Origin of the sequence: Mucilaginibacter rubeus (genome assembly GCF_014643835.1) — a bacterium.
In the GTDB taxonomy this organism is placed as follows: Bacteria; Bacteroidota; Bacteroidia; order Sphingobacteriales; family Sphingobacteriaceae; genus Mucilaginibacter; species Mucilaginibacter rubeus.
This window is the reverse complement of sequence record NZ_BMKD01000003.1, coordinates 575,359-599,306: the sequence shown is the minus strand read 5'-3', so window position 1 is coordinate 599,306 and position 23,948 is coordinate 575,359. Positions and strand designations below refer to the sequence as shown.

The following is a 23,948-nucleotide window of genomic DNA, read 5'->3' as shown; positions in this document are numbered from 1 at the left end:
TTAAACATGTTTTTATTGAAATCGGATGACAATATACTACCATTTTAGTAGAACTTACAAGAAAAACAAACTATTTCCGGGGAGATTTATACTTAGGTTTTTAAGGTTTTTTGTTTGTTACGGAGCATGCTCAATGCCTTATCGGCCCTTACTTTACGGGTAGCCTCCTGTTTAGCCGAACCTACCCAATCACAATAACCTTGTTTGTATGATTTGGACAGGCTTGCAAAAAACGCATGGGCTTCAGCATCGTTGTCAAGCAGGGCCTGCAGTTCGGCAGGTGTACCTTCAATATGTTCGCCGGGTTTAAGCATGGTTTTTCATCTGGGTTTACTTGCCGATAAAGATAATATTAATTGGCATAAACACCGGGCTGAAAAACCATAATTACGGCAAGTAAAACTATTAAAAGAAATGAGATAGCTAAGAGCGTGTCGATAAGCAGCCTTTGGTTTTTTGATTCCATATTACTTTACTTAAACAGTAAAAGCTGCAGGTTAGCTTACGGTTGAGTTATTGTGAAAACGGCAGCAGGCCGTAATTATTATAGTATTTTTGCACCAAAAGCCTATGTAACGCAAATTTTATAAAACCTAAGGCAAATAAAATTGTTGCCTAAAATAATTGAGATTTTACTAAAATAAAGTAATTATGTGAGATAGCCCGGCCTAATAACCGGGCTATCTTTTTTTTAAAGGCTTTATAACCAATTACCCCCTCTTTTTATATTCCTTTAACGCCGGTGAAACGGTTGCTCAAAAAACTCATCCACTTTTTTATTAAACTCATCGGTATGTTCGACCAATGTGCCATGACCCGAATTGGGCAGGATCCATAAATAAGCGTTCGGAATATTCTCGGCTATCTGAACGGTGTGTGTTGTTACGATAAGGTCATGGTCGCCGGCAATAATAAGCGACGGGCATTTAATAGTTTTCAATGCCGATAGTTTAATATTGGGTTCTTTATAATCAAGCAGAAACACCTTCCTGTCGTTCTTTTCTTTGGCAGTGATAAAATGATAATCCTTTTTGCTGGCATATTCCTTTTCCATATCCTTCCATAAGGAAGGGATCAGCGCTGTAGAATCGGGCCAGAGGTTGGCACCGGTCGAGGCCAGTTTTATTACTTTGTTGGGATGGCGCATAGCCATCACCAGCGCGTTAATGCCACCGTCACTCCATCCTATCACATAAGCCGAATCGATATGCATTAAATCGAGCAAAGCAGCAAAATCATCGGCCATCATTTCAAAAGTAAGTGAATCGCGCGGATCGGTGGACTTGCCATGTGCACGGCTGTCAACAGCTATTACTTTGTACTTCTTTGCAAAATAGGGTATATTTTTTTTAAAGGCATTGATGCTGCTACTGTTGCCATGTATCATCAGCAGGGGTTTGCCTTTACCATAAACTTCGGCATAAAGTTTTATCCCCCTAACATCATAATACTTACCGGCAGCGGCATTATCGCCATAAACAATACCTTTTTGCTGGCTGCAGGCCAAAAATGCCTGACATACCAATACAATTAACAACAACTTTTTTAACATCATGATCACACCTGTTTAAGTCATTAAATATACATACATAATGCAAAGTTTAAACTTCTGTTACGGACCCAGGCTATTATTTTTTAGATAGTGCTGTAAATCAAACATGTATTATATTTGCGCACTTTAACAAATGCGCTTTTTAAACCATACGGTTAAAACAATATCATACCTATAATTATTTGTTATAGAATGAATGTTTATAAACCTGTATACATATATGTTCATGCCTGCTTCCTTTCCTAAAAAATATAAAATATTTATTTCGCTTTTTTCTTTGCTATGCGTGCTTTTCGCCGCCAGGTGTTTCGGGCAACAGTCTGCAACAGCAAGCCCCAATCGTTTCAAATTTAAAACAGTTATTATCGATGCCGGGCACGGAGGAAAAGACCCAGGATCGCACGGGGCTTATTCAAAGGAAAAAAACGTTTCATTAAGTATCGCCAAAAAGTTAAGGGATGCCATAAATGATGAAATGAGCGGCATTAAAGTAGTAATGACCCGCAGTACCGATGTTTTTATTGAGTTGCACAAACGTACCGATATCGCTAACGACAATCACGGCAACCTGTTCATTTCCATTCATTGTAATTCATCCCCCCAGCGAAAAGGATCATCGAGAGGAACATTGTTGCTTGTATACGGCTTTCACCGCAGCCAGGAGCAGCGTGAAGCCTTGCGCGAAAATGCTTCGATATTTATAGAGAAGGATTACAAAGAAAAATATAATGGCTATGGCGATGACGCTGCGGTAAATACTATTGTACTTAACGCGTTTCAGCAAAAATACCGCAAGCAAAGCATCCAGTTTGGCGATTTGGTTGATAACCAGTTCCGCAAAACCAATGGAAGGCATAGTTTGGGTGTAAAGGAGCAGGGTGTTTTGGTATTAGCACAAAGCGGTATGCCCGCCGTATTGGTTGAAACCGGGTTTATCAATAATCCATCTGATGAAGCATACCTGAACTCGGCCAGCGGACAAAACGAAATTGTACGATCAATCCTAACAGCGCTAAAGCAATACCGTAATAATTTGGAGGGTAACTAAAAATAAATGAAGGCAGGAGGCAACATTTATATCCCTGCTGCCCTTATTTTATTTTACCCTATGGATGATAAAGCCGTTATGAACAGTTTCCATACCTACTTTAGGGTAATATTCCATAGCGGTTGTGGCCGAAAGCAGTAAAAGCATAGTTTCATCGCCAATGGCTTCCTTAGTTAGTTCAATCAGCTTTTTGCCTATCCCTTCTTTTTGATAAGCTTTAGTAACTGCCAGGTCTGAAAGATAGCAGCTGTAACAAAAATCGGTCAGCGCTCGAGATATGCCTACCAGTTTATCACCATCCCAGGCGCTTACCACAAGGTTTGAGTTTTGGTACATCCTGGCAATCCGCTGCTCGTCATGGGTTGGGCGTTTCAGCCCGGCTGTATCATAAAGTTCTATCACTTGCCGGGCGGATGGTATTGTACCGGTTTTATAAGTTATTTCCATATTGTTATTGAGTTGTCTACAAGCTTTTAATCAAATGTAAACAGCATCCGTATTATCCCAATAAGCCAGGATTAAGAAAGCAGGTAGTCCAGCAAATATGAAAACGGGAAGCGGGCAGTAAGTTTTACAGCGTATCATTCAGACCGCTTTACCTAAGTGTTAGTTAATTACCATTTTTTAAAAATAACAAATACCGCCAGCACAATTAGCCCGAAGCCTACCAAATGGTTCCAGCCCAGTTTTTCATTTTTGAAAAGCAGGGTTGTGAATATCATAAACACCGTAAGTGTAATGGCTTCCTGAATGGTTTTTAATTCAACCAGGGTAAAGGGGCCGCCGTTTTCCTTAAAGCCTCCTTCGTTAGCAGGTACCTGGAACAGGTATTCAAAAAACGCCAATCCCCAGCTTATAAGTATAATGGCTATTAAGCTTAGGTTTTTGCCCCAATCATACTCCTTAAACTTAAGGTGCCCATACCACGCAAATGTCATAAAGGTGTTGGATATAAACAGAAATGTAACAGTACGCAAGCCTTTCATCAATACAATTTTTTGTGCAAATATCAATAAATTGAGATTGATAACACCAGGGGCTGTAAATTGTTATGCTATTATTTATAACAATTTAAAATTTAAAAACCAGTTCGGCACCAAGCGAAAGCGAGTTCCAGTTTTGTTTTCCCGAAACATCACCCAAAGTTAGTTTCTGGGAAAAGAAATTGTATTTTGATTCGATGCTGATCCCTAATTTAGGAGTTATCGGAAATATTACCCCTACTTTAGGAGCATAATATAATGATTGCGACCATTTATCATAAACAAATGGATCTACGCCATCAATTTCATACCCCACAGCAAAATCAGTAAAATATACCCCTAAGTTCACGCCGCCATATACCCTGAAGTTATCGGCTATATCAATATTATAAGCAGCACCTCCATACGCGGCAATTACGGGCATATCCGCATAATACGTATTTGCAGTTGAGCCGGTACCTTCAACTTCTTCTGAAATTAAATATTCATCGGGCTTAAAGTTCATGTACCCTACGCTCAGATTTGCTGTAAAAGGGCCTAAGAACCTGTAAACGCTGGCATTAAAATTAATGGCAGGTTTAAAGGTATAATTAAAGTTACCTTGCGGAATATCGACACCTGTACCTGCGGCTATGCCCCAGCCATCGCTAAAATTAACAGCGCCGCTGCCTCCCCCACCATATGTTAATGCCCGGCTTGAATGATGCTGGGCCATAGCAGCATTAAAACAACAAAACAGTATAACTATTAAAAATATCTTAAAACAGACAGCTGATTTTTTCATGAGGAGTAAGTGCGCCTTACGGGTAGAAGTTAGATAATGGTGTTTAGGGTTCATTTACCCGTAAAAATAAAAAAAAAAGTTAACCCCGAACACTAAATTAATTTCATAACATGTAAAGCCACAAAAAAGCCCGACCTAAATAAACCGGGCAACAGGGCTTTAAGGGTACTAAACAATATATTTGGTTTATAATGATTAATGTTAAAAACTACGGGTAACCGGCGAGGCCCGTAATTTATTATTGCAACTGCGAACCAGGCCTGTCGCCAAGTTTCCGGATATAGGCTATGCCCAATGTACAAGCAATTATAAAAAGAAATAAAAAGCATTCAATGTATATATGAAACGGCGAAATATCTTGAAAACGGCCAACTATAAAAGTAGAAATATCAGGCAGTAATAAGCCGAACAATGGAAAGCCGGCAAACATTCTTAAAATTGCTAATTTTTCCATAATATTTTAAGGTATCAGTTAATACCTCTAATTTAACACTTTAGAGAACAATAAAAAAAATAATATTTATTAAAAAGCAATAAATATTTTCGATATGGTTAATGTAAGCTTTTATAGATTTAAACGGCATCAGAGTTTATAATATTCCTCAATTGAGCGGCCTATTTCCTGCAGTGGGATCAGATGATCTCCAAAACGATGCTCAATAATTTCCCAGTAACCTTTTGTTAACCGGGTTATGGTGTAAAAAGCCGAGTAGTTCAATACACTGAAGGTAGTTTCATTAACAACCGAAGGTATAATTTTATAAGTCCGCTTATTAACTCTTAGTTCAAAAGGCTCCATGGGCATCCGTTTACACAAAAATATTGTGCAGTATACGGATATACAAGCTCCACGCACCCCGTATTTTAACCCATTTTACACTACGTATTTTCACCCTAAAAAAGGGTTAAAAAGGCATTGCTTTTACCAATTCAAGTACATTTTGTTTTATTGCAGGATCGTTTTCAATGATCTGAACAAGCTCATTATCGTCTGACACAGAAACAATTACAAAATTTTTATCCTGGTTCCAGAAACTACCGCTTATAACAACTTTGCCATTGCTTTTAAGGTCAGCGTAATAACCATTTCTATCAACTAAACATTGTTCGTTATCCGCAAGGCTGCCAATCTCTTCAAAAAAAAGCATCACGTGATGCGGGTCTTTATAGGCTGATGCATGTACCATAAGTTGACTATTTTATTTAATACTTAATTATTAAACTGATTAAGCTAAACAAGTAACCTCTGTTAATATATTACCCGGAGCATTAAAATAAAACCCATAGCCACCACGCAAAGGCGCAGGAGCTTGCGTTACAGCTACTCCCCCTTTTACCAGCCGGTCATAAACTTCGGCAACCTGTTCATGGCTGTCAACCAAAAAACCGATATGAAAAGCATCGGGGTAACTGTTATTGCCATTCCGGTTAAAGGTATCAGCCATAAGCACCAGGATAAAACCATCCTTGCCTTCCATTACGGCCAGCATATTATTACCTTTTACACCGGTACATTTAAAGTTAAAATATTGCTCAAAAAATTCGGAGCAGGCGGCAACATCGGTCACCGGCAAATTAACATGATTAAGTTTAATAGTTGTTGCTGACATATTATTAGGGCTTTAATGCTTTTAAAACCAACCCCAGTGCTTGTTCCATCAGTTTATCATCCAATTTAAAACTACTGTTCACATAGCTGTTGCCCTGGTTATGAAATTTGATGAGCTGATAAAGCGGCGCATATGCTACTGCCCAATAAACCTCAAAAGGCAGTGGTATCAATTGCTGCTTTTCTTCTGCATTACGCATAAATGCGCCCAGTACCTGCCCAAAATTAACGGTAAGCATAGCGGTTACTTTTTCATAAAAATGTGTATAGCGCATAATTTCAATAAACTCCATATCTAACGGACATTGCATGAAATACTCGAGACGGTTGCGCCATTGTACCCTCAGCCCATCTGCAAAATCCATATCAGGCGAAAAATTTTGAAGACTAAAAGTCATCATCTTTTCGGCTACACCAACGCAAATACTGCTTATTAATTCTTCTTTATCCTTATAATAGATATAGATGGTAGCTGGTGACACTCCTGCCGACCGCGCAAGCTTATTCACCCCAAAACCGTCAAGACCTTCAGCCACTATCAATTCTATCGCCTTTTGGCGTATTTGGTATTCTTTATGTTCGTCACGTGGCCTCATTTCAACACAAAGATAAGTGAGCGTTCGCTTATTTAAAAATTTATTTTTATTCCTTTCGGATATAGGCTAAAAACTTGTATCATCCTAAAAAAAATCCATAAAAAACACGAACGTTAAAACAATAACCGGGAATGCAATGTTCTATCATCACTTAATTAATAATTACTAAAAATTAAAGAGGCATTTTATAAAGATGCCTTCAAAATAGTTACCTGGCTGGTTTTGAAGGTTTCAATTAAATGAATGCAATTTTATTTAAATTACAAAGAAATAATACGTACCTTAGCATTGTCATACTAAATGTTAATAATTATGGAAAAATTAATAATATTAAGAATGTTCTTTTGCTTCCCGCTTGTTGGTCTGTTGGTTCCGGATGCAGGTATTTTGTTGTCAAACTTCCCTGGCAAGGTTCCGGTAATTCACATTGTAATTGAGGTAGCATTATTGGTGTGCATTGCGCTTTGTACAGCCGCAATAGCATATGGAAAAAAACGGAATCAGGGCAGAACGAACGAAGCTTCTTTTTCCTGATCCATTGATTAAAAAATAAAGGAATATTCCTGTCCGGTTGTAATTAAACTCTTTAAAATTGGGGCTTTTACGCCCCAATTTTACCCCCAATGCCCATTGCCCCCCGCTCCTTTCTTATTAGTTTTAGATATTTCATGATGGTATAAGTTTTGCCATAGTCAATAACAGTTTTTTATTGATATTTGATAAACCGCTGCCGTGTTCATGAAAAAAATTCTATTTCTGCTTTTTTTGCCGCTATGTTCACTTGCCCAAACAGCAAGTAAGTATATTCAGGAGGGAAACTCAAAAGCCAATGTAGGGAATTACAAAGATGCCATACAAGATTTTACACGTGCTATAGAATTAAACAACAAAAACGCGGACGTTTTTTATTACAGGGCCAATGCATATGGCAACCTCAAAAACTATAAAGCAGCTATTAATGATTATGCTCAGGCCATTGCCCTGAAAGCCGATTTGACCAACGCCTACCTGTATAAAGCCAATGCAGAGGCTGCCATGCAAGACTATCAGGCGGCCATTATTGATTTTGACCGCGCGATAGCGCTGGGACCAAAAACTCCAGACATGTTCCACTACAGAGGCAATGCTAAAAGTAACATGAGCGATTATACCGGCGCTATTGCCGATTTTACCACGGCACTTCAATTTACACCAAACAACTCCGATCTTTACAAGTACCGGGGCCTGGCCAAAAACAATAATAACGATTTTACCGGGGCCATTGCTGATTATAACATGGCTGTTAAACTAAGCCCTAACAGCGCCGAAATCTATCAATACATGGCAGGCAGCAAGGCCAGCATAAACGATTATAATGGCGCTATTGCTGATTATACCAAAACACTATCGCTTAATCCCGATAACGCTGAAGCATACTTCTATCGGGCAAATACCAGGGCAAAACTAAATGATTTTAAAGGCGCGGTTGATGATTATAAAAAAGCGGCCGCTATCAACCCCAACCTTAAAAACCTTTTGCTTTACATGGCCAATGCCCAAAGCAGCCTGGGCGATTCAAATGGAGCTCTTGATTATTTCAACAAGGCAATTGCTCAATTTCCCCGGAATGCAAATCTGTACCTTTATCGTGGAATTATTAAAAGCGACAAAAAAGATAATAATGCCGCGTTGGAAGATTTTAACAAAGCTATTGCCCTTGACTCCAAAAACGGCGATGCATACCAAAGTCGTTCATTTTCAAAGCTGGCATTAGGCAATTACGAAGGCGCCAGAGCTGATGCCGATTCGGCAATTAAAATAAACCCCAACAGCATAAGTGCTTACGTAACCTTGAGCAAAGCTAAAATGGCCATGAAGGATACCGCGGGAGTGATTGCCGATTTAACAAAAGCAATCGGCCTGAACGGTAAAAGTGATGAAGCTTACCTGTCGCGCGGCGATGCTTATCGCGATTTAGGGGCTCCCTTAGCTGCTATTAACGACTATACCAAGGCCATTGCTATAAACCCGGTTTATACTTACGCCTTTTTAAACCGGGCTATTGAAAAAACCAAACTGGGCGATTATGCCGCGGCTGTAACTGACCTCGAAAAACTGATCAGTATTGCCCCACAACAACAAAATGGTTATTCACGATTGGGTAAAATCAATAATTTTTATAAATACACTAACAATGGCGTACAAATATTTAACAAGGCTATAGCACTTAACCCTGCAAATGCTGATTTTTACCTTTATCGGGGTGAAGCAAAAGCCGCCACCGGCGATGCCAAAGGGGCCATGGCCGATTATAATACCGGTGTACTAAAAGCCCCTAAAAATATAACGCTATTGTTGAAGCGGGGCCTGGCCAAAGCAGACGCTGAAGACAACAACGGCGCCATAGCCGATTTGAACAACGCACTAAAAATTGACTCATTATCAGATTCAACGGCTTTAGTATGGCAAGCGCGGGGGTTTGTAAAAGCCAAACTTAAAAACTATAAAGGCGCCCTCGCTGATCTCGACCGTGCCGTGTCAATTTACTCAAACGACGAAACCTTTTTAATCAGGGGCGATACTAAAATGGCTATGAAGGATTATGCCGGCGCTGCCGATGATTATCATAATGCCATTTATATGAACGATACCAATGTAAAAGCTTACTCACATAGCGGTATTGCTAAAAGTAATCTCGGGGATGCCCAGGGAGTGAAAGAAGATTTTGCAGCCGTGGTTAAACTTGCCCCTAACAATCCTGATCTATATATTGACAGGGCTGCCGCCAAAATAAATTTAAAAGATCTGAACGGAGCAATTTTAGACTGTAATACCGCTATAAGCCTTGACGCGAAAAATGGCCGTGCTTATCTACAAAGGGGGCTTGCAAAAATAACCCTTGATGATAAAACCGGCGGCTGCGCCGATATGAATAAAGCTTTAAGTATGGGCGTAAAAGAAGCATCTGATTTTATTATAAAATATTGCAAATAACAATAACTTTTCATTTACAATACTCGTATAATAAGTAACTATTAACTGATCTATAAATAACAATCAAGCCCCGAAAGGGGCTTTTACATTTACGCGGATTTGGAGTGGTTATACCGCCTTCTTATCTTCTATATGTAATTGCGCGCGCAGCTCTTTCAATTCCATTTCGTAGGCGCGCATACGGGCCTGTAAAATATCAACCTCGGTACGCATCATTTGTATTTCGGTAATAAGCTTGGCCGATTCGGGTTTGTTGATCATTTTTTCGCCCGTACCAAGAATAAGCCATTCGGGCGAGTATTTAAGCTGAAAACAGAGCTTCCGGATAAGATAATAGCTAATATCCTGCTTTTTGTTGATCACCTTGCTAATGAAACCCTGATCAACACCAATGGCCCCGGCAAGCCCCAGCTGGCCGCCGTGCTCTTTTACAACTACCTTTAACCGTTTTATAATCGCTTCGTCAGACATAAGTGACTGCAATAATAATCATTTTGTTTATCCATGCAATATATAATTACTTTATTGAATAAGCACCCAAAACAAAAAAGGTCAAATGCCCCAACAGCAAATGACCTTAAAGTAAAACTAACCAACAAAAACTATATATGACAATAAAATAAACTCAGGTTAAACCATAAATTATTTATTTCCTAAATTTTCAAGCAGCTCGCCAAGCTTATCATTATAAACCGGCAAACTGATCTTTCCTGCATGGTACTCATCTGCTATCTGTTGCAGGTTTGTCCCTATTTTTTGCTTCGCATCGTTACGAATATTCATATGACAGGTATCAGCACTGAGCCCCGCATTAATTTTACTTATTTTTTGATCCATGCATCGTTTCATCAGTAACGGCTGCACATCATTCGCGTTTTTCAGCAATAAATTAACCCTGCTGCGTTGTTGCTTATCAAACTGTAAAATAACAAATACCAGTCCGAGCCCCGCTATCATAAACAAATAAAAATAATCCATATAAAGCACTGATATTAAACATTCATTATACATTTTAATACGAAGTCAATAAAATAAGGTTGCATAATATTAAAAACTTTTTTCAAATATTTCTCAACGACAAAAATCCTTCTGCACAAATTTTAAAATACGCATAAAAAGCCGACCTTTACATTCATAATCCCTTAACAAAAGGGATACATAAAATTGCGATCATTATGAAACCGGGCGATAAGGTAATTTGTATAAACGACAAAATAGATCCTGAAAAGATGGCTGAAATACGGCAGGACTTTGAGATTTGGATCACCAAAGATAAGGAATACACCATACGCGAAATACTTGATAACAATGGTATTGTAACCGGCCTGTTGTTGGAAGAAGTACACAATTTCCCCAAATTTTTTAAACTGATAAACCGCTTCCAGGAACCTGCTTTTGCCCAGTGGCGTTTCCGCAAGCTAAACTACGCAAGTCCTGAAGCCGAAGCTGTTAGCGAAGATTTGGAGCTTGTTGAGCATATTGAAAAAGAACAACAGCTGGTTAAGTAAAATAGTGTAGAAGCCTGCATACCGGGCCTCCTTTAGGCATACCATAATTACTTTGTTAAAATAAGTTAAACATTTGGCCGCAACCTATTCATAAACGGATATTTATATAGCGAAACTGCTGCATATAATTATCGGTCTGTATGAAAAAGTTACCCGCATTGTTTTCACTGGCAACCTCAATTGGATTGTGGTATGCCTGCACCCAGCACCCGAAAAACAAAAACGCTGTTGATAAGTCTGCTGTAAAAATCAGCAACCATGAAGTTAACATTGCTTACACAGATTCGGGTAAAGGTGATACCGCATTGCTTTTTGTACATGGATGGCGCATTAACAAAAGCTACTTTAACAAATCACGTAAAATCCTTTGGTAATAAATGCCTGGTTATTACGATTGATTTGCCTGGTTACGCCCAATCAGGTAAAACCGTAACTCATGGACGGTGAATGATTTCAAGCCTATGAAACAGTATTTAAAGCAATTTTAACAACACGGTCAATTATGTAATAAATGCCAAATAGCATATTTTACAGCTAATTTAATAAGTATAATCGCTTGCTGCACCTTCTTCTACAAGTTGTGTAAGCAAAGCTTTCAATACAGCTTCGCGGGTCCATTGCTGTTCGGGTGACGAGGCATCCTCTTTATACCATTGCAAGGGGTGTTAATTTCGATGCGGGCCTTGTAGGCAAAGTTTTTGGTTGGGTGTAATTTGGTACCCTCGTAACTATTCAGATTTTCGGCTTTAATGATCCGGGCAAGGTCACGGATCCGGATATCTACCTGAAGGCATTCATCAATTGAGTTTTTAAAATCCTGTTTATCTTCCAGCCACAAAGTAAGCACTTCATCGGTAATATCGTGTTCGGCAATAGTTATCCGGCTGTAATCATAATCAACCGATATAATAAGCCACCAAAGCTGGCTTTTAAGTTTTTGAGAAATTTTTATCATGATAATTAGTGTATTGATTTCGTATTATTTTAATTGAGCATTTTAGACCGTAATACCTGCAACCAGGTTATGACCGTTTAAAAGCGGGCATCCATCCCGGCATATACTTTTGGATAGCAGCAATTTCATCTCTATATTTTTCACATGCAGTTTTGTAACCCTCAAAGCGCTGCAAAGCCTCATGTTCATTCAAAGTATCCCGACTATCTTGATTGTTATTAACTCCTGTCAATTGCCGCAAGGCCGAAAATGCTATATGCATGGTAGTATGATATTGATTATTTATTGATATTATTTCTTGATTTTAAATTACAGAACATTGTATTTAACTAAAAGAATACTCTTTATAAAACGAACCGAACATTTTGATTTGTGAATAATTTGACTTACATTAGCAATTATCAACGAAACAAATATACAGAATAATCTTTATTATAATAAAGAAAAATCTTTAAATTATTTCATCCATGGAAAACGAGATAAAACCAAACAAAATAAAGATTGTACGGCCCGAAACATTGGAGTTCATCATACTTTATAATCAGCTTAAGGGAAAAGCTTTTAACGGAAATGCTCAATTAGCTGAAGCGTTAGGCTTTAATTCACCAAGCTCGATCACTGAAATAATAAAGAGCCGACAGAACATAGATCCAGAAAAACTCCGTATTTTCAAAGAAAAATACAAAGACTACATAGCAGGAGATAAAACACAGAATTTTCCTGAATCAAAGCCTGTATCCAAACACAGTGAGGGCATACCTATGTATGAAATTTCTGCAACCGCTTCAGGCGTAGAAGTATATAACGACATTAATGATTCACAGCCTGTTGGTCATATGAATTTCCCGGGCATTGAGGACTGCGATTTCGCACTTCCGGTTTGGGGGCACAGCATGTATCCATACCTTGAAAACGGCTGCTGGGTTGCACTAAAAATAATTCATGACAAAAAGATCCTACCCGGCGAGGTTTATTACATTGAGTGGGGAGATTACCGCATGTATAAACGCCTGCTTGCAGGGGATAGCCCTGATGAAGTAATTGCACATTCAGATAATACAACCGAGATGGTTGGCAACCGGCTTAAATATGCCCCATTTATTATAAAAGTAGCCGACATCAAAAAACTTTGCCTTGTTAAAGATATCCACAAAAAGCATAACCATTAACCCGCATGGCGGTAGAATTTGTTAAAAGAAAAACAAATTCTACCGCCATTATTACCTGCCCGGTGACCAGTTATCATACTTATAAAATGAATACCGAAAACCGTATAAAAACCCTACGGCGAAATAAGCTGATCATTATTACAAAAGGCAAGCTATCATATCTTAAACACTTCCCTATTTTTAATTACAATTTATTTGACAGATAAAATGACAATCCGGCTGGCTACCCTCAATGATATACCCCAGATATTAGCTTTTGTAGCTGAAGTAATACCTGGCATGAAAGCAGCAGGTAATTTTCAATGGAATGACGACTATCCCAATAAACAAGTATTTACAGATGACATTAACCTTAACCAACTTTGGGTGGCCGAAGTTACAGGAGCAATTGCGGGTGTGGCTGCCCTAACTACCGATCAGGATGCAGAATATGCGCAGGCCGGGCTTGATATCGGTGAAGCTGCTATAGTTACGCATCGGCTTGCTGTAAACATTAACTACCAGGGCCGGGGCGTCGCCACAGCACTTCTCAAGCAGGCCGAACATGAAGCTATACAGCGAGGAATAAATACATTACGAATTGACACCAATACTGCGAACATGGCAACGCAAAAGCTATTCCCAAAGCTGGGCTATGTTTTGGCCGGCGAAATTAGCCTGGATATAAGGCCGGGTTTAAGTTTTTTGTGCTACGAAAAGCGGCTCAATAGCAAACAATAACAAATTACAACAGCTATCCGGCATGGCTAACCTGTTTCCATCTATTTAAAGCTTCACATATTTACACAAAACTTACAACCATTTCTCAATAGTTATTCACAAATGGGCATTTTATCAACAATAGCTTTTTAGTTTATTCTTTATTCAATTATATTTATAGTAATTATAAACCGCAGGCCTCTGCCGGAGTGATAAAGTTGTAATAAAAGAGAAGAAGATGGAACCTATCATGATACTGGTAATCGCGGCTATTATTGCTGCCATAATTTTAGTTGAATTTAACAAACGGCAAAACACAAAAGCTGGCGATAGTAGTCATATAACCGCCGATGTGCAACAGCTATACCTGCTTAAAGCTGCAGAACATAAAATAGAAGTAATTGAAGATTTGCAAAAGAATGCTGCCAATACCAACAATACCATTGTAACAAGTATTGAACAGGAGTTAACACGCTTAACAGGGGCTTTTGAAAAAGGCGATATCAAATTGAAAGAATTTAACCTCAAGCTTGACAACTTACTTAGTAACCTCGATGTTAACAATTCACTGGCACAAGCATCATAAACAATAAGTTACTTAATTGCGCCGGCTCGCATATATCACTTTAAAAGTGTTACATACCCCGACAGCGGTTTCTTACCATCTTTAAGATCAACCACGTAATAATAAGTCCCGGCCGGCAGCACGTACCCATTAAATTGCGCACGTAAACAGATCAATTTCAGGGCTGTTGTTTGGAAAGCAACAAATTAATTTAAATTATAAAATCCGACATCACCAAAAACAAAAAAGCCGGACTAAGCCGGCTAATATTTTTAAAAAAGAAGAATAATGTTTTAGTTGGTATTAATTACGTCTGAAGCCACCTTTTTGGCCACCGCCGTTAAAGCCAGGACCTTTATCTTCGGCTACGTTAACCGTGATCCTGCGGCCATAATAACTTGCTCCATTCATGCAACGTATCGCTTCTTTCGCTTCATCCTCGTTAACCATCTCCACAAAACCAAAACCCTTACTCTCTTTTGTTTCGCGATCTTTAATGATCCTGAGCGATTTAACCGGCCCAAAATCACCAAACACAGCTGTTAATTCGGCCTCATCTACTTCTAAAGGAAGACCTGCAATAAATACTTTCATCAATGTTTTTAAAATTTGCGTAAAGGTACAAAAAAAGAGCCGGATTCCTGCCTCGCCCGGCACTAATGATGATTAGGTAATGGCTTTTTTACCTTCATATTACTGAGTAAAATTTCCAAACCAATGTTAAAAACAGAACCGGATTTTATTTGAGTTGTAGCTCGAAGCTTCCCTCAACGCGGTAAAAGGGAGAGTCAGACTTATCGTCTTTAGCTAAAAAGGTAAAGAAAGTACCTTTAGCAATCATATTTTCGTGATTATACTGATCTATATCAATCTTACCAAAATCCTGTTGTCCGGCATATTTGGTCAGGGTATATTGAAGCAAAGGTTTTTTTTCATCAACCTTAAACAAAAACTGACTTCCGGCTACGTCGCTGCTGGTTTTCACAGAAGCCAATCCTAACGAGCTGATGCCAAAACTCATGTTATGCGCTTTATTGATCGCTGTGATGCCAAAGTATTTGTTATCGCCATTATGCACGTTTATGAATGCGATTGAATCCTGGCTGGCATCGAAAGTGTAAGTTGAATCTTCGATGGTAACTTTTAAAGTACCTTTGCCTGCAAGAAAATTACCCGGAGTATTGATAATGTTTACTGACGATACGCTGTCCTTACTGCCTGATGTTTTAACCGCGCTGATATCTTTCACTTCCTCGTCTTTTTGGCAGGAAGTTAAAGCCACCGAGATGGATAAACTTAGTAAAACAAACCATTTAGTAAAACTGGTACGTATCATAGGCTTATTGGCAAATAAACATAGCAATAAATAATTACAAATTTCATTAAATATGGTTAAACGAATTAATTTTTTAACTTTTTTTAACTTTTATATGAATATACGTCAATAGTCATGCTAAAGTTGCCGGTTTACGCGCGGTAATGCACTTTTAATAAAAATGCAAAAAACAGACAAGCTACGGCCTATTTTCAGGGATTTTCACCATCCAAAATGTAAAAATTAAAATACAAATTACAGGCAACATGCTGTTAATCAAATCAATATCGACCAATTAAAACACTTCGCCCACATTAATAAACAAGCCTTTTGACCCTTCGCGCCCGAAACCATAATCAATGGCTATGTTTGTTTTGGATACCTTATTTAGTTTAACCCTTAAACCGGCCCCAAAACCGGGTTGCACAGTTTGCAAAGCCGTACCCGGTGCCGCCGAAAACGACTCGCCGTTTACAAAAGCTACCCCTCCAAGTAAACCATTACGGGTTATTTTAAACCGGTATTCGCTTTCAAGGTAAACCATTTGCGCCCCTCTAAACCTGCCCTGTATGTATCCGCGCCCGGTAGTAAAGCCTGGGTCGTGCCCCGTAGCGGGCAGATCGAGATATGCCGGCCGTCCATTAATTACCAGCCAATTATATGACCAAAAGGCCAGCACGTTATCCGAGCTTTCCGGAAACCTGAAGTATTTGCGCACATCAACAATTAAAGAGCGCCAGGCAGTTGTACTACCTAAAAAAGTATAATTATCCCGGTACTGTAACGAGGTGTAAAATCCGCGCGACGCATTGATCGGGTTATCGCGACTGTCATAGAGCCCGCTAAACGTTATCCCGGTTGATATAGCGCGGCTAACAGGGCCGTACCTTTCATAGTCGGACGTTTTTCCGTTTAACTGCCCTTTCTCGTACATATTCCACCTGTCATCAAAAATATATCCCAAACCGGCGTAAAAATTTCCGGTTATATTGCGCAAAACAGTTTCATGAAAACGAAAAAAACTATAAACCAGGGGATTTTCATTATCCCTGTCAGAATTACTGCCTAAGCCAAAACTGCTTTGCGGATATTTGTAAAACCTGAAATCGCCTATAAAATCATATTTATTATTTTTCGACCATATGTTTGATTGGATGGGGACGATCACCTGCTTATTTTGAGTGTAGGCAGGGTTTACTGTTATGGTGGAGATCCGGGTATCGGGTGCTAATCTGAAAATCACATTGCCTGATATAGTACCCGCCAGCCCTGTTTGTAAAGTGTAACCTATAGCCGGAATAATTGATATTACCGGTTTTGAAGTTACAGAATCAACTTTGCCGGGCTTCTTGCTTTCACCAAAAATGGATCCTATAACGTCAAATATATCTTTTTCAAAAGTGGTATCGGGATGGGTAACCAGTATTGTATCTTTATATTTAGTGTGCCCTATCGGGATGTATCTTTTATCCTGGGCGTGTACTCTGATACTTATGAGCAGCCCTGCAAAAATTAAAATGCTTGTTTTATTAATACCCATTATAATTATTCGATGCAGGAAAAGTAAAGGTTTATCCGTGCAATTATAAAATAATTATTTAAGTTATTTGTTTGTACAAGATTTTATTGAGCTTTAAGCCGCGGATCAAAAGTGAACTTATTTACACTGCTGATAGTTATTTTGTTATAATCGGGATGGGCCGGATTAAGCAGGTAATTATATTCCAGGTCAATAATTGCCGATGGTACTTTTAATACGGCCGTTTCCATTTTACGAAGCCAGGTATCGCCAAGCAATTGAGTAACCGGGTAGTTAATTACCTTGTGCCAATTGGCATTAAGTTTTTGGAGTTTGTTTACAGTGATTTCAAAAACAGGCAGGTTATCCGGTATCTGAAATATAATAACCGAAAAATCACCTGCATATAAAGCAGTGCCAGGCGAGTGCGCCAGTTTTTCAAGGCATGAAAGAGCCAATGAACCGCCTGTATAGATCATATATTGTCCCAATGAATTCCATCGGCCGTCAATTCCTGAGCCTTTGCGGTCATGGGCATATTTGGTTTGACTTATCCGGTAAACGTTCAAAAGATAGAAGGAAAGATTAATAACCTATTTAGTGATCATAAATTTGCGTTAAAAATGCAATCAATAATTCACTAAATCATTAATTCAATAATTATTTTTAGGCAAGCACACCGTAATCAATACGGATAAGCTGACTTATTACAATACCAATGCCTGTTATGGTATCGAGTAAATCAAATGGGATAGCATCAATACCCGGATTATAATGTTTTAGCCAGCCTTTAAACTCATCAAGGGAGCCAAAGGTATCCAGGCCCTTGTCAAAAAGCTCAAACAGTTGAATGATGTGCTCACTCAGCCCCTGGTTTAGCTCATGTGTGCTTTGTAAATGCTTACGCAAAGTAGGCTCGGTTATATGCAACCATTTGGCAATATCACTTTGAGTAGCACCGGTTACCTTTACTAAATCAGTGATGGAATTTGAACGCAACCCTTGTTTTATAGCCCCAAGCTTGGCCAAAGGCGATTTAAAATAGGTTTCATAAGGCATCAGCAGATCATTAAAAACCTGCATAGGCGCATCGGTAAATACATACGGGCGGGATGCAGCCTGCCCTTGCCTGCCTTCAATAGCTGTATTACGTTTAATTGCTTTGCTCATACACAAATGTAAATATTTTCTATTAAAAAAGAAAATATTTACATTTTATTTATTCCACCGCCTATGCCTATCCACTTGTATCTGCTTAAATAAAAAATTACCAATAAAATTAGCAATTGTAAAAAATATTCCCGACATTTGATTATTCTTTTATGCCAATCGGCATTTACAACATAATGAAGCCCTATATATTTTCCTTTGATAACGCGGCCCAGGTTGAGCGGCTTATTGACAAATATTTCGCCTATATAAAGGGGAAATATCATATTGAACAAAAACCGGTAAAAAACAGTAAAGACAATGCAGAAACTATTGAACAAAAGGTTTGGGACCGTGAACCCGAACCTGCAACATTATCAGGGCTGGCCCTTGCCCTTGGCTTTAGCAGCCGGCAGGAGTTTTATACTTATGTACAGCACGGCCCGTTTTCACAGGCAGCTAAACAGGGCGTTTTACGCGTAGAAGCCTGCTATGAAGCCCATCTGCACCAAAATGTAACCGGGGCAATGTTCGCGCTAAAAAATATGGGGTGGAGCGAAAAACATGATCAATTACCAAATACAGAAGCAGGGAACATTTTAACAGTAAAGGTCTTTAGCTCAGGACCTCCCCCTGCCGGCAGCGAAAAAGAAGTAAAACTATAACTCCGGTACCCGTTTGCAACCTCAGCTATCAGATTAAAATCAGTAACAATGACCGATGAAGAAATAATCACCGACATTCCATTTAAAGAACCGGAAGGTTTTCACTGCTCTGTCCTGTTCAAACAAAATTATCTTTCAACCGCGCATGTGGTAATTAACCAGGGAGGCACCAGCAGCGGTAAAACATTTGCCATTGAGCAGGCGCTGTTTTGCCTTGCCTGCGAAAACCCCAAACAGGTGATCACCATAGTTGGACAGGATATCCCTAACCTTAAAGCAGGCGCCCTGCGCGATGCTCTAAATATATACAGCTCTTCGCCGGTATTACAGGCAAAAATTAAAAGCTATAATAAAAGCGACCGTATTTTCGAGTTTCTCAACGGTAGCATAATTGAGTTTAAAAGCTACGACAACGGACAGGACGCAAAATCCGGAAAGCGCGACTACCTGTTTATCAACGAAGCCAATGGCCTTACATGGGACGTATATACAGAATTGGCCCTGCGTACCAAAAAGCGCATTTTTATTGACTATAACCCCAATACCGGCTTTTGGGTACATGAGCACTTAATTGGTAAACCGGGGGTACAACTTATAGTGTCCGACCATCGGCATAACCCGTTTTTAGGTCAGGAAGTACGTGATAAAATAGAAGCGTTAAAAACTGTTGATATTGAACTATGGAAAGTATACGCCCGTGGTTTAACCGGCAAAATAACCGGGCTTATATTTGACAACTGGTATATCTGCGAATCTATCCCGGCCGATGCCCGTTTGATAGCCCTGGGCTTAGATTTTGGTTTTACCAATGATGAAACCGGATGCATTGAAGTATACCAGCAAAACGGCGAATTGTGGGTAAACGAGTTACTCTACAAAACAGGCCTCACCAACACAGATATTTCCTCAAAATTAAAAGAGGCCGGTGTAGGTTTTAACTGCGAAATTATTGCAGATAGTGCAGAACCCAAATCAATAGAAGAATTAAAACGCCTGGGGTGGCGTGTTACAGCTGCAAAAAAAGGTGCCGATAGTGTTAAAAACTCTATTGATATCCTTAAACGCTACAAAATAAATATAACCCGCAATAGTACAAACCTGCGCAACGAGCTTAACCGTTATAAATGGCGCGTAAATGTAACAGGCAAAACCATCAATGAACCGGTTGACTCATGGAATCATTTGATAGACCCCTTAAGGTATATCGCCCTTAATAAACTAAAAATAAACGGTACCGGAAAACTCCACTCGCGCCTGCCGCACAGGCAAAGCATTCAACAGGCAGGGGTTTTACACGGGCTGATCTAAACATCCATAATCAAAAACCACAAAACCGATACAGGCTTAATAGATATGACAGAACAAATATTAAAAACAACCCAGGGCAAGTTGCGGGTCCGGATACCAACGCAATTAAATGAAGTAACCCTGGGCCAACTAATGGATTTGCAGGCCCGGCCCGATATAACAGATTTGGAGGCCATCAGCATACTTTCGGGCATCCCGGTTATTGAGCTTCATAACATCAAAAACTATGATGATCTGCACCAGTTTGGCGATGCCGTGCTTTCTTTATCCTACCAGATTAAACACCTGTACAACAGTAACGAGATCCCCAAAGAGGTAATTTTTATGCTATCTGGGGACAGCGGGGCACCATTCCAAAAAACAAAGGTAAAAGTAATGCAAAACCTTTCGGTTGAGCCTGCTGGCGCTTTTATGGCAGCCCGCGATATCATAGCCGAAGAAATAAATACCCATATAAAAACCCATGGCGAAGATGATTGGCAGGAACATTTTAACCCATCATTAAACGCCTGCTGCCAGGTATTGGCACAATACTTTTATTGCCGGGCTACGGGTAAAAAATATAACGAATATGAAGTCGAAAACTTTATTGATGAAGTTAAAAAGCTACGGGTAACGGAGGCACTGCCCATCTCAAAGCATTTTTTTACCTGTTATCCCAGCTTATCGATGCCGAGAATAAGCTTTTGGCATCGGTTCCTACCGTATTGGAAAAAAGGGCAGGAATCCAGTCGTTCGAAAAATTCAAATACATCAACACTGTAAACTCATTAGCAGGCGGCGATATTACCAAATGGGACTTGATCATGAGTATGCCATATGAGCGCTTGCTTACCAAACTGCTGCTTAACAAAACTGAAGCTGAATATCAAAAACGATATAGCGAGCTATCTCAAACTACAACTTAAAGCGCCTTATCCCTGCAAGGCTATTAAATACCAAACCACCCCAACCCAGGGATCGGGGCCTGAATTATTATGCGTAACCAAATAGAAGCTATTGTACAAACACTTAATGGCAACCTGGCTTTTGCCTATGGCACCCAGGCCGAACTGAATACCCTTGCAGATGATATCAGCTTTCCCTGCGTATTTCTTTACCCCCTTCAGCCTATTGAGGTAAGTCCGCAGGTTAATGGCTCGGTTGATAATACGTTCACCGTTTATATGGAGTTTCTGTTCAAAACAGATTTTGGACAGTTCACGGCCGAAAATGAAACCTGTATATCGCAGGCACTGCAAATGGCTAACCAATTTGTGGTAAAAGCCTCAAAATACAGGGAAGGCGAAGGCCGGTACTTCAGGGTCAAAGCAGGGCAAAAAGCCAAATGTGTGCCGGTTTATAACAAGTTTGATGTTAACACCACCGGTATTGGTTTAACCATAGCGTTATCGGCCATGTATTTTGATGCTTTTTAAACCCTCATTCTAACCAATAAAAAATGAATATAACAGCCACTATTAATGAAACCATCAGCTCAACAACCTACCCCGACCAAAACGGGGGACAAATCGATCAGGGCGATGTATTCATCAGCATTATTGATGCTGATACCAGGCAGCCTACCAATGGCAATAACTGCGAAGTCACCTATCAGCGTAACGAAAACGGGTATACAAGCACCTTCACCGTTATTGTAGCCGGGCAATCATTCCCACTTTATTCAGGTATCATCAGGGATTACGAATATAGTCCCCAGGGCGATATGATTCGGAGTAATTATGTATCGTTCAGCATAATTGCTGTCAAAGCCGGTGACAATCCTTCCCCCAATCCCTCTGTTTGTAATCTGAAGATAAATTATATAGCTATTAATAAGATCGAGTCGGCCCCGGGAGCTGCCGACGCTCAGATTACAGTTAACGCGACCTCAAGTTTTGCATCCATATTGTATAGTATCGATCTGGGTGTAAACTGGCAGGCGTCTCCTGTTTTCACAAACCTAAGCGGAGGGTTAAAACACATACTTGTAAAAGACAGTAACCCCTTAGGCTGTACAGACACTGCGGAGGTTAGTATTTCAACATCCACCAATCTGTTAACCGGTGACCCTTCGGTAATGCTCCCCGATGGATATATATCACGCTGGAGCGCGGCGTTCAATCCTATCGTGTTTACCTATCAAAGAAAAGATTTCACGATTAACAACATAACAGCCGACGGCGAAAAAGGGCATGCCTGCATCAGTGTTAACGCCAATTTTAAAGACACCAATACAGGTTTGGTTAAAGTCAAGGAAGGGGATAAAATCTATCTGAATACGAACGCTTATAAAGGAGTTTATACCATTGAAAAAGTAACCGGCACCAATAGCATAGTGATTGATACTTCCTTTATAAACGGTGACACTACCGGTTTTATTAATATCAACAGCATGTACCCGTATTATGAGCTACATACCCGCATTACCTATAACGATCCGCTTACCAATAACCTATCCGCTATAAAATCAGTAAACCGGCCGGATAATACCGGCTTAGTAAAAGCGGACCTGTCAAACTTTTTACAGAGTTTGCTGCGCCCGGCCGACAGCAGCGATTACAACCAGGTTGATCATCGCGATACCAATCTCTGCGCCGCTTATACGGTTGAGTACGCCCAGCATTATGATGATGGCTCAAACGAAGGATTTACAAGCAGCTTCAGTCAAATTCGGTATCCGTACTATGTGGTTTATGCGGCCAAACAGCTCGGGGATAAATATGGCGGCAACCTTGCAGCTTATGTACCAAACGTTAACTCACCTGCACAATGGATAACAGATTTTAAAGAACCTGTGTATTCGGCCGGGTACCCATTCGATATTGGGTTTATCTGCACCGATGAGATGGCCGGCCTCCAACCCTATTGCCTGCTTACTTTGCTTGATATTAACCGGAACCCGCTACCGGGTGGTTCACAACCCGATTATTTACAAAACGAAGATGATTCATGGATATTGAATGAAGATGGCAGCAAATTTAGTATTGGGAACCAGACATCTTTTATCATGCCTTTAACAGGTCCCGCCGGCCTGCACCGGCTTATGGTTAATGCAAACTTCCCGGCCGTGGCCTATTACTTCAATATCCAGATCAGGTATGATGATGAAAATGGCTCGCATTCGTTAACCAAAGCACAAACTATACGGATAGATGATGCTGTTGATGATAATTCAGTATACCTGAGATGGATCGGGCTTAGTGGTTCCTGGAATTACTATCGTTTTGTATTTAACCAGGAAATAAGCCTGGATGTTCAAAATGCTGTTATAATTAAAAACTTTGTACAAAACTGGCAAACCCAGGAAGGAATTGAAGAAGTGATCAGCAAAAGTGCAGGGCAAAAAATGAAGGTTATGGCCGAAGACCTTTCTGTAAATGATATCCGCGGGCTGCAGTCAATTAAATATTCGCCAAAGGTACAAATGCTGGTAAATAAAAATCCTGTCAGGTGGCAAACCATTGTGATAAATACGGCTACCTACAGCGAATATGAAACCCGCAACGGGCAGGCCCCGTTTAGCGTAACATTCAACATGCCGTCGATAAATATTCAAAGCCAGTAACCGC

Annotated in this window: 34 protein-coding genes; 15 read left to right on the top strand and 19 right to left on the bottom strand. The window is 39.8% G+C overall.

Features of this window, described 5'->3' with window-relative positions; genetic code table 11:
- Positions 1–92 precede the first annotated feature (92 nt).
- Together IEX80_RS12800 and IEX80_RS12795 are read right to left on the bottom strand one after the other, a co-directional pair.
- Positions 93–314 (bottom strand): YdeI/OmpD-associated family protein, encoded by a 222-nt coding sequence (locus IEX80_RS12800; protein WP_188833107.1) that lies wholly within the window; start codon positions 312–314, stop codon positions 93–95.
- A gap of 419 nt (positions 315–733) precedes the next feature.
- Complete coding sequence (locus IEX80_RS12795) at positions 734–1,555, bottom strand: alpha/beta fold hydrolase (RefSeq protein WP_217633090.1); 822 nt, start codon at positions 1,553–1,555, stop codon at positions 734–736.
- A 223-nt stretch (positions 1,556–1,778) separates the two neighbouring features.
- On the opposite strand from IEX80_RS12795, the gene IEX80_RS12790 reads away from it, so the two are divergent.
- A complete protein-coding gene (locus IEX80_RS12790) occupies positions 1,779–2,600 on the top strand; it encodes an N-acetylmuramoyl-L-alanine amidase family protein (protein ID WP_175489882.1) in 822 nt (273 codons plus the stop codon).
- A 48-nt stretch (positions 2,601–2,648) separates the two neighbouring features.
- Here the strand turns inward: IEX80_RS12790 and IEX80_RS12785 are convergent, their stop codons facing one another.
- The 8 genes from IEX80_RS12785 to IEX80_RS12750 form a co-directional block, all read right to left on the bottom strand.
- Complete coding sequence (locus IEX80_RS12785) at positions 2,649–3,047, bottom strand: GNAT family N-acetyltransferase (RefSeq protein WP_090523802.1); 399 nt, start codon at positions 3,045–3,047, stop codon at positions 2,649–2,651.
- 167 nt (positions 3,048–3,214) lie between these two features.
- Positions 3,215–3,586, bottom strand: a complete 372-nt coding sequence (locus tag IEX80_RS12780; RefSeq protein ID WP_090523799.1) for a DMT family protein — start codon at positions 3,584–3,586, stop codon at positions 3,215–3,217.
- Positions 3,587–3,671: 85 nt separating this feature from the next.
- Positions 3,672–4,367, bottom strand: coding sequence for an outer membrane beta-barrel protein (locus IEX80_RS12775; protein ID WP_262892446.1), 696 nt, complete (start codon positions 4,365–4,367; stop codon positions 3,672–3,674).
- A 238-nt stretch (positions 4,368–4,605) separates the two neighbouring features.
- Positions 4,606–4,821: a hypothetical protein gene (locus IEX80_RS12770; RefSeq protein WP_090523794.1), complete on the bottom strand. Its 216-nt coding sequence runs from the start codon at positions 4,819–4,821 to the stop codon at positions 4,606–4,608.
- Positions 4,822–4,950: 129 nt separating this feature from the next.
- A complete protein-coding gene (locus tag IEX80_RS12765; protein ID WP_090523792.1) occupies positions 4,951–5,166 on the bottom strand; it encodes a hypothetical protein in 216 nt (71 codons plus the stop codon).
- A 106-nt stretch (positions 5,167–5,272) separates the two neighbouring features.
- Positions 5,273–5,554, bottom strand: coding sequence for a YciI family protein (locus tag IEX80_RS12760; RefSeq protein WP_176623338.1), 282 nt, complete (start codon positions 5,552–5,554; stop codon positions 5,273–5,275).
- Positions 5,555–5,593: 39 nt separating this feature from the next.
- Complete coding sequence (locus IEX80_RS12755) at positions 5,594–5,977, bottom strand: VOC family protein (protein ID WP_229701616.1); 384 nt, start codon at positions 5,975–5,977, stop codon at positions 5,594–5,596.
- 4 nt (positions 5,978–5,981) lie between these two features.
- Positions 5,982–6,572 carry a TetR/AcrR family transcriptional regulator gene (locus IEX80_RS12750; RefSeq protein ID WP_188833106.1) on the bottom strand — a complete coding sequence of 197 codons (591 nt, stop codon included), beginning with the start codon at positions 6,570–6,572 and terminating at the stop codon, positions 5,982–5,984.
- A 312-nt stretch (positions 6,573–6,884) separates the two neighbouring features.
- Here IEX80_RS12750 and IEX80_RS12745 point away from each other — a divergent pair, with 312 nt between their 5' ends.
- Entirely contained in the window at positions 6,885–7,106 is a 222-nt protein-coding gene (locus tag IEX80_RS12745) for a hypothetical protein (RefSeq protein ID WP_188833105.1), read from the top strand.
- Between the two features lie 204 nt (positions 7,107–7,310).
- Positions 7,311–9,545 carry a tetratricopeptide repeat protein gene (locus tag IEX80_RS12740; RefSeq protein WP_188833104.1) on the top strand — a complete coding sequence of 745 codons (2,235 nt, stop codon included), beginning with the start codon at positions 7,311–7,313 and terminating at the stop codon, positions 9,543–9,545.
- A 108-nt stretch (positions 9,546–9,653) separates the two neighbouring features.
- On the opposite strand, the gene IEX80_RS12735 is transcribed toward IEX80_RS12740, so the two are convergent.
- Both IEX80_RS12735 and IEX80_RS12730 read right to left on the bottom strand, forming a co-directional pair.
- Entirely contained in the window at positions 9,654–10,016 is a 363-nt protein-coding gene (locus tag IEX80_RS12735; protein ID WP_090523778.1) for a helix-turn-helix domain-containing protein, read from the bottom strand.
- Positions 10,017–10,187: 171 nt separating this feature from the next.
- A complete protein-coding gene (locus IEX80_RS12730; protein ID WP_176623330.1) occupies positions 10,188–10,523 on the bottom strand; it encodes a hypothetical protein in 336 nt (111 codons plus the stop codon).
- A gap of 197 nt (positions 10,524–10,720) precedes the next feature.
- Between IEX80_RS12730 and IEX80_RS12725 the strand changes: the two genes are divergently transcribed.
- Together IEX80_RS12725 and IEX80_RS12720 are read left to right on the top strand one after the other, a co-directional pair.
- Positions 10,721–11,053, top strand: a complete 333-nt coding sequence (locus IEX80_RS12725; protein ID WP_090523771.1) for a hypothetical protein — start codon at positions 10,721–10,723, stop codon at positions 11,051–11,053.
- Positions 11,054–11,193: 140 nt separating this feature from the next.
- Positions 11,194–11,427 carry a hypothetical protein gene (locus IEX80_RS12720; protein ID WP_188833103.1) on the top strand — a complete coding sequence of 78 codons (234 nt, stop codon included), beginning with the start codon at positions 11,194–11,196 and terminating at the stop codon, positions 11,425–11,427.
- A 221-nt stretch (positions 11,428–11,648) separates the two neighbouring features.
- Here the strand turns inward: IEX80_RS12720 and IEX80_RS12715 are convergent, their stop codons facing one another.
- Together IEX80_RS12715 and IEX80_RS12710 are read right to left on the bottom strand one after the other, a co-directional pair.
- Positions 11,649–12,008, bottom strand: coding sequence for a hypothetical protein (locus tag IEX80_RS12715; protein WP_188833102.1), 360 nt, complete (start codon positions 12,006–12,008; stop codon positions 11,649–11,651).
- Between the two features lie 67 nt (positions 12,009–12,075).
- Complete coding sequence (locus IEX80_RS12710) at positions 12,076–12,270, bottom strand: hypothetical protein (RefSeq protein ID WP_176623326.1); 195 nt, start codon at positions 12,268–12,270, stop codon at positions 12,076–12,078.
- 205 nt (positions 12,271–12,475) lie between these two features.
- On the opposite strand from IEX80_RS12710, the gene IEX80_RS12705 reads away from it, so the two are divergent.
- The 4 genes from IEX80_RS12705 (at position 12,476) to IEX80_RS12690 (ending at position 14,462) form a co-directional block, all read left to right on the top strand.
- Positions 12,476–13,177, top strand: coding sequence for a S24 family peptidase (locus IEX80_RS12705; RefSeq protein WP_090523761.1), 702 nt, complete (start codon positions 12,476–12,478; stop codon positions 13,175–13,177).
- A gap of 5 nt (positions 13,178–13,182) precedes the next feature.
- On the top strand, positions 13,183–13,383 hold the full coding sequence (locus IEX80_RS12700) for a hypothetical protein (RefSeq protein ID WP_090523758.1): 201 nt from the start codon (positions 13,183–13,185) through the stop codon (positions 13,381–13,383).
- A 1-nt stretch (position 13,384) separates the two neighbouring features.
- Complete coding sequence (locus IEX80_RS12695; RefSeq protein WP_090523755.1) at positions 13,385–13,897, top strand: GNAT family N-acetyltransferase; 513 nt, start codon at positions 13,385–13,387, stop codon at positions 13,895–13,897.
- 217 nt (positions 13,898–14,114) lie between these two features.
- Positions 14,115–14,462, top strand: coding sequence for a hypothetical protein (locus tag IEX80_RS12690; protein WP_090523753.1), 348 nt, complete (start codon positions 14,115–14,117; stop codon positions 14,460–14,462).
- Between the two features lie 282 nt (positions 14,463–14,744).
- On the opposite strand, the gene IEX80_RS12685 is transcribed toward IEX80_RS12690, so the two are convergent.
- The 5 genes from IEX80_RS12685 to IEX80_RS12665 form a co-directional block, all read right to left on the bottom strand.
- Positions 14,745–15,035 (bottom strand): RNA recognition motif domain-containing protein, encoded by a 291-nt coding sequence (locus IEX80_RS12685; RefSeq protein ID WP_090523751.1) that lies wholly within the window; start codon positions 15,033–15,035, stop codon positions 14,745–14,747.
- A gap of 145 nt (positions 15,036–15,180) precedes the next feature.
- Positions 15,181–15,777, bottom strand: coding sequence for a hypothetical protein (locus IEX80_RS12680; RefSeq protein ID WP_090523746.1), 597 nt, complete (start codon positions 15,775–15,777; stop codon positions 15,181–15,183).
- 274 nt (positions 15,778–16,051) lie between these two features.
- Complete coding sequence (locus tag IEX80_RS12675) at positions 16,052–17,296, bottom strand: BamA/TamA family outer membrane protein (protein ID WP_090523743.1); 1,245 nt, start codon at positions 17,294–17,296, stop codon at positions 16,052–16,054.
- Positions 17,297–17,379: 83 nt separating this feature from the next.
- Entirely contained in the window at positions 17,380–17,844 is a 465-nt protein-coding gene (locus IEX80_RS12670) for an RES family NAD+ phosphorylase (protein WP_167516197.1), read from the bottom strand.
- A gap of 97 nt (positions 17,845–17,941) precedes the next feature.
- Positions 17,942–18,445 carry an Xre family toxin-antitoxin system antitoxin gene (locus IEX80_RS12665; RefSeq protein ID WP_090523737.1) on the bottom strand — a complete coding sequence of 168 codons (504 nt, stop codon included), beginning with the start codon at positions 18,443–18,445 and terminating at the stop codon, positions 17,942–17,944.
- 176 nt (positions 18,446–18,621) lie between these two features.
- On the opposite strand from IEX80_RS12665, the gene IEX80_RS12660 reads away from it, so the two are divergent.
- The 6 genes from IEX80_RS12660 (at position 18,622) to IEX80_RS12635 (ending at position 23,944) form a co-directional block, all read left to right on the top strand.
- Complete coding sequence (locus tag IEX80_RS12660) at positions 18,622–19,089, top strand: terminase small subunit (RefSeq protein WP_188833101.1); 468 nt, start codon at positions 18,622–18,624, stop codon at positions 19,087–19,089.
- 48 nt (positions 19,090–19,137) lie between these two features.
- Positions 19,138–20,397 (top strand): PBSX family phage terminase large subunit, encoded by a 1,260-nt coding sequence (locus tag IEX80_RS12655; RefSeq protein ID WP_188833100.1) that lies wholly within the window; start codon positions 19,138–19,140, stop codon positions 20,395–20,397.
- Between the two features lie 45 nt (positions 20,398–20,442).
- Entirely contained in the window at positions 20,443–21,162 is a 720-nt protein-coding gene (locus IEX80_RS12650) for a hypothetical protein (protein ID WP_188833099.1), read from the top strand.
- On the top strand, positions 21,105–21,305 hold the full coding sequence (locus tag IEX80_RS12645; protein WP_143020699.1) for a hypothetical protein: 201 nt from the start codon (positions 21,105–21,107) through the stop codon (positions 21,303–21,305). Before IEX80_RS12650 ends, IEX80_RS12645 begins: the two co-directional genes overlap by 58 nt.
- Positions 21,306–21,374: 69 nt before the next feature.
- Positions 21,375–21,815, top strand: a complete 441-nt coding sequence (locus IEX80_RS12640; protein ID WP_188833098.1) for a hypothetical protein — start codon at positions 21,375–21,377, stop codon at positions 21,813–21,815.
- A gap of 23 nt (positions 21,816–21,838) precedes the next feature.
- Positions 21,839–23,944 (top strand): hypothetical protein, encoded by a 2,106-nt coding sequence (locus IEX80_RS12635; RefSeq protein WP_188833097.1) that lies wholly within the window; start codon positions 21,839–21,841, stop codon positions 23,942–23,944.
- The last annotated feature ends 4 nt before the right edge of the window (positions 23,945–23,948 follow it).

What these genes read in the sequence shown, in the direction of transcription:
- IEX80_RS12800 (WP_188833107.1), bottom strand. Translation starts at nt 314, where the DNA reads ATGCTTAAACCCGGCGAACATATTGAAGGTACACCTGCCGAACTGCAG.
- IEX80_RS12795 (WP_217633090.1), bottom strand. Translation starts at nt 1,555, where the DNA reads ATGATGTTAAAAAAGTTGTTGTTAATTGTATTGGTATGTCAGGCATTT.
- IEX80_RS12790 (WP_175489882.1), top strand. Translation starts at nt 1,779, where the DNA reads ATGCCTGCTTCCTTTCCTAAAAAATATAAAATATTTATTTCGCTTTTT.
- IEX80_RS12785 (WP_090523802.1), bottom strand. Translation starts at nt 3,047, where the DNA reads ATGGAAATAACTTATAAAACCGGTACAATACCATCCGCCCGGCAAGTG.
- IEX80_RS12780 (WP_090523799.1), bottom strand. Translation starts at nt 3,586, where the DNA reads ATGAAAGGCTTGCGTACTGTTACATTTCTGTTTATATCCAACACCTTT.
- IEX80_RS12775 (WP_262892446.1), bottom strand. Translation starts at nt 4,367, where the DNA reads ATGAAAAAATCAGCTGTCTGTTTTAAGATATTTTTAATAGTTATACTG.
- IEX80_RS12770 (WP_090523794.1), bottom strand. Translation starts at nt 4,821, where the DNA reads ATGGAAAAATTAGCAATTTTAAGAATGTTTGCCGGCTTTCCATTGTTC.
- IEX80_RS12765 (WP_090523792.1), bottom strand. Translation starts at nt 5,166, where the DNA reads ATGGAGCCTTTTGAACTAAGAGTTAATAAGCGGACTTATAAAATTATA.
- IEX80_RS12760 (WP_176623338.1), bottom strand. Translation starts at nt 5,554, where the DNA reads ATGGTACATGCATCAGCCTATAAAGACCCGCATCACGTGATGCTTTTT.
- IEX80_RS12755 (WP_229701616.1), bottom strand. Translation starts at nt 5,977, where the DNA reads ATGTCAGCAACAACTATTAAACTTAATCATGTTAATTTGCCGGTGACC.
- IEX80_RS12750 (WP_188833106.1), bottom strand. Translation starts at nt 6,572, where the DNA reads ATGAGGCCACGTGACGAACATAAAGAATACCAAATACGCCAAAAGGCG.
- IEX80_RS12745 (WP_188833105.1), top strand. Translation starts at nt 6,885, where the DNA reads ATGGAAAAATTAATAATATTAAGAATGTTCTTTTGCTTCCCGCTTGTT.
- IEX80_RS12740 (WP_188833104.1), top strand. Translation starts at nt 7,311, where the DNA reads ATGAAAAAAATTCTATTTCTGCTTTTTTTGCCGCTATGTTCACTTGCC.
- IEX80_RS12735 (WP_090523778.1), bottom strand. Translation starts at nt 10,016, where the DNA reads ATGTCTGACGAAGCGATTATAAAACGGTTAAAGGTAGTTGTAAAAGAG.
- IEX80_RS12730 (WP_176623330.1), bottom strand. Translation starts at nt 10,523, where the DNA reads ATGGATTATTTTTATTTGTTTATGATAGCGGGGCTCGGACTGGTATTT.
- IEX80_RS12725 (WP_090523771.1), top strand. Translation starts at nt 10,721, where the DNA reads ATGAAACCGGGCGATAAGGTAATTTGTATAAACGACAAAATAGATCCT.
- IEX80_RS12720 (WP_188833103.1), top strand. Translation starts at nt 11,194, where the DNA reads ATGAAAAAGTTACCCGCATTGTTTTCACTGGCAACCTCAATTGGATTG.
- IEX80_RS12715 (WP_188833102.1), bottom strand. Translation starts at nt 12,008, where the DNA reads ATGATAAAAATTTCTCAAAAACTTAAAAGCCAGCTTTGGTGGCTTATT.
- IEX80_RS12710 (WP_176623326.1), bottom strand. Translation starts at nt 12,270, where the DNA reads ATGCATATAGCATTTTCGGCCTTGCGGCAATTGACAGGAGTTAATAAC.
- IEX80_RS12705 (WP_090523761.1), top strand. Translation starts at nt 12,476, where the DNA reads ATGGAAAACGAGATAAAACCAAACAAAATAAAGATTGTACGGCCCGAA.
- IEX80_RS12700 (WP_090523758.1), top strand. Translation starts at nt 13,183, where the DNA reads ATGGCGGTAGAATTTGTTAAAAGAAAAACAAATTCTACCGCCATTATT.
- IEX80_RS12695 (WP_090523755.1), top strand. Translation starts at nt 13,385, where the DNA reads ATGACAATCCGGCTGGCTACCCTCAATGATATACCCCAGATATTAGCT.
- IEX80_RS12690 (WP_090523753.1), top strand. Translation starts at nt 14,115, where the DNA reads ATGGAACCTATCATGATACTGGTAATCGCGGCTATTATTGCTGCCATA.
- IEX80_RS12685 (WP_090523751.1), bottom strand. Translation starts at nt 15,035, where the DNA reads ATGAAAGTATTTATTGCAGGTCTTCCTTTAGAAGTAGATGAGGCCGAA.
- IEX80_RS12680 (WP_090523746.1), bottom strand. Translation starts at nt 15,777, where the DNA reads ATGATACGTACCAGTTTTACTAAATGGTTTGTTTTACTAAGTTTATCC.
- IEX80_RS12675 (WP_090523743.1), bottom strand. Translation starts at nt 17,296, where the DNA reads ATGGGTATTAATAAAACAAGCATTTTAATTTTTGCAGGGCTGCTCATA.
- IEX80_RS12665 (WP_090523737.1), bottom strand. Translation starts at nt 18,445, where the DNA reads ATGAGCAAAGCAATTAAACGTAATACAGCTATTGAAGGCAGGCAAGGG.
- IEX80_RS12660 (WP_188833101.1), top strand. Translation starts at nt 18,622, where the DNA reads ATGAAGCCCTATATATTTTCCTTTGATAACGCGGCCCAGGTTGAGCGG.
- IEX80_RS12655 (WP_188833100.1), top strand. Translation starts at nt 19,138, where the DNA reads ATGACCGATGAAGAAATAATCACCGACATTCCATTTAAAGAACCGGAA.
- IEX80_RS12650 (WP_188833099.1), top strand. Translation starts at nt 20,443, where the DNA reads ATGACAGAACAAATATTAAAAACAACCCAGGGCAAGTTGCGGGTCCGG.
- IEX80_RS12640 (WP_188833098.1), top strand. Translation starts at nt 21,375, where the DNA reads ATGCGTAACCAAATAGAAGCTATTGTACAAACACTTAATGGCAACCTG.
- IEX80_RS12635 (WP_188833097.1), top strand. Translation starts at nt 21,839, where the DNA reads ATGAATATAACAGCCACTATTAATGAAACCATCAGCTCAACAACCTAC.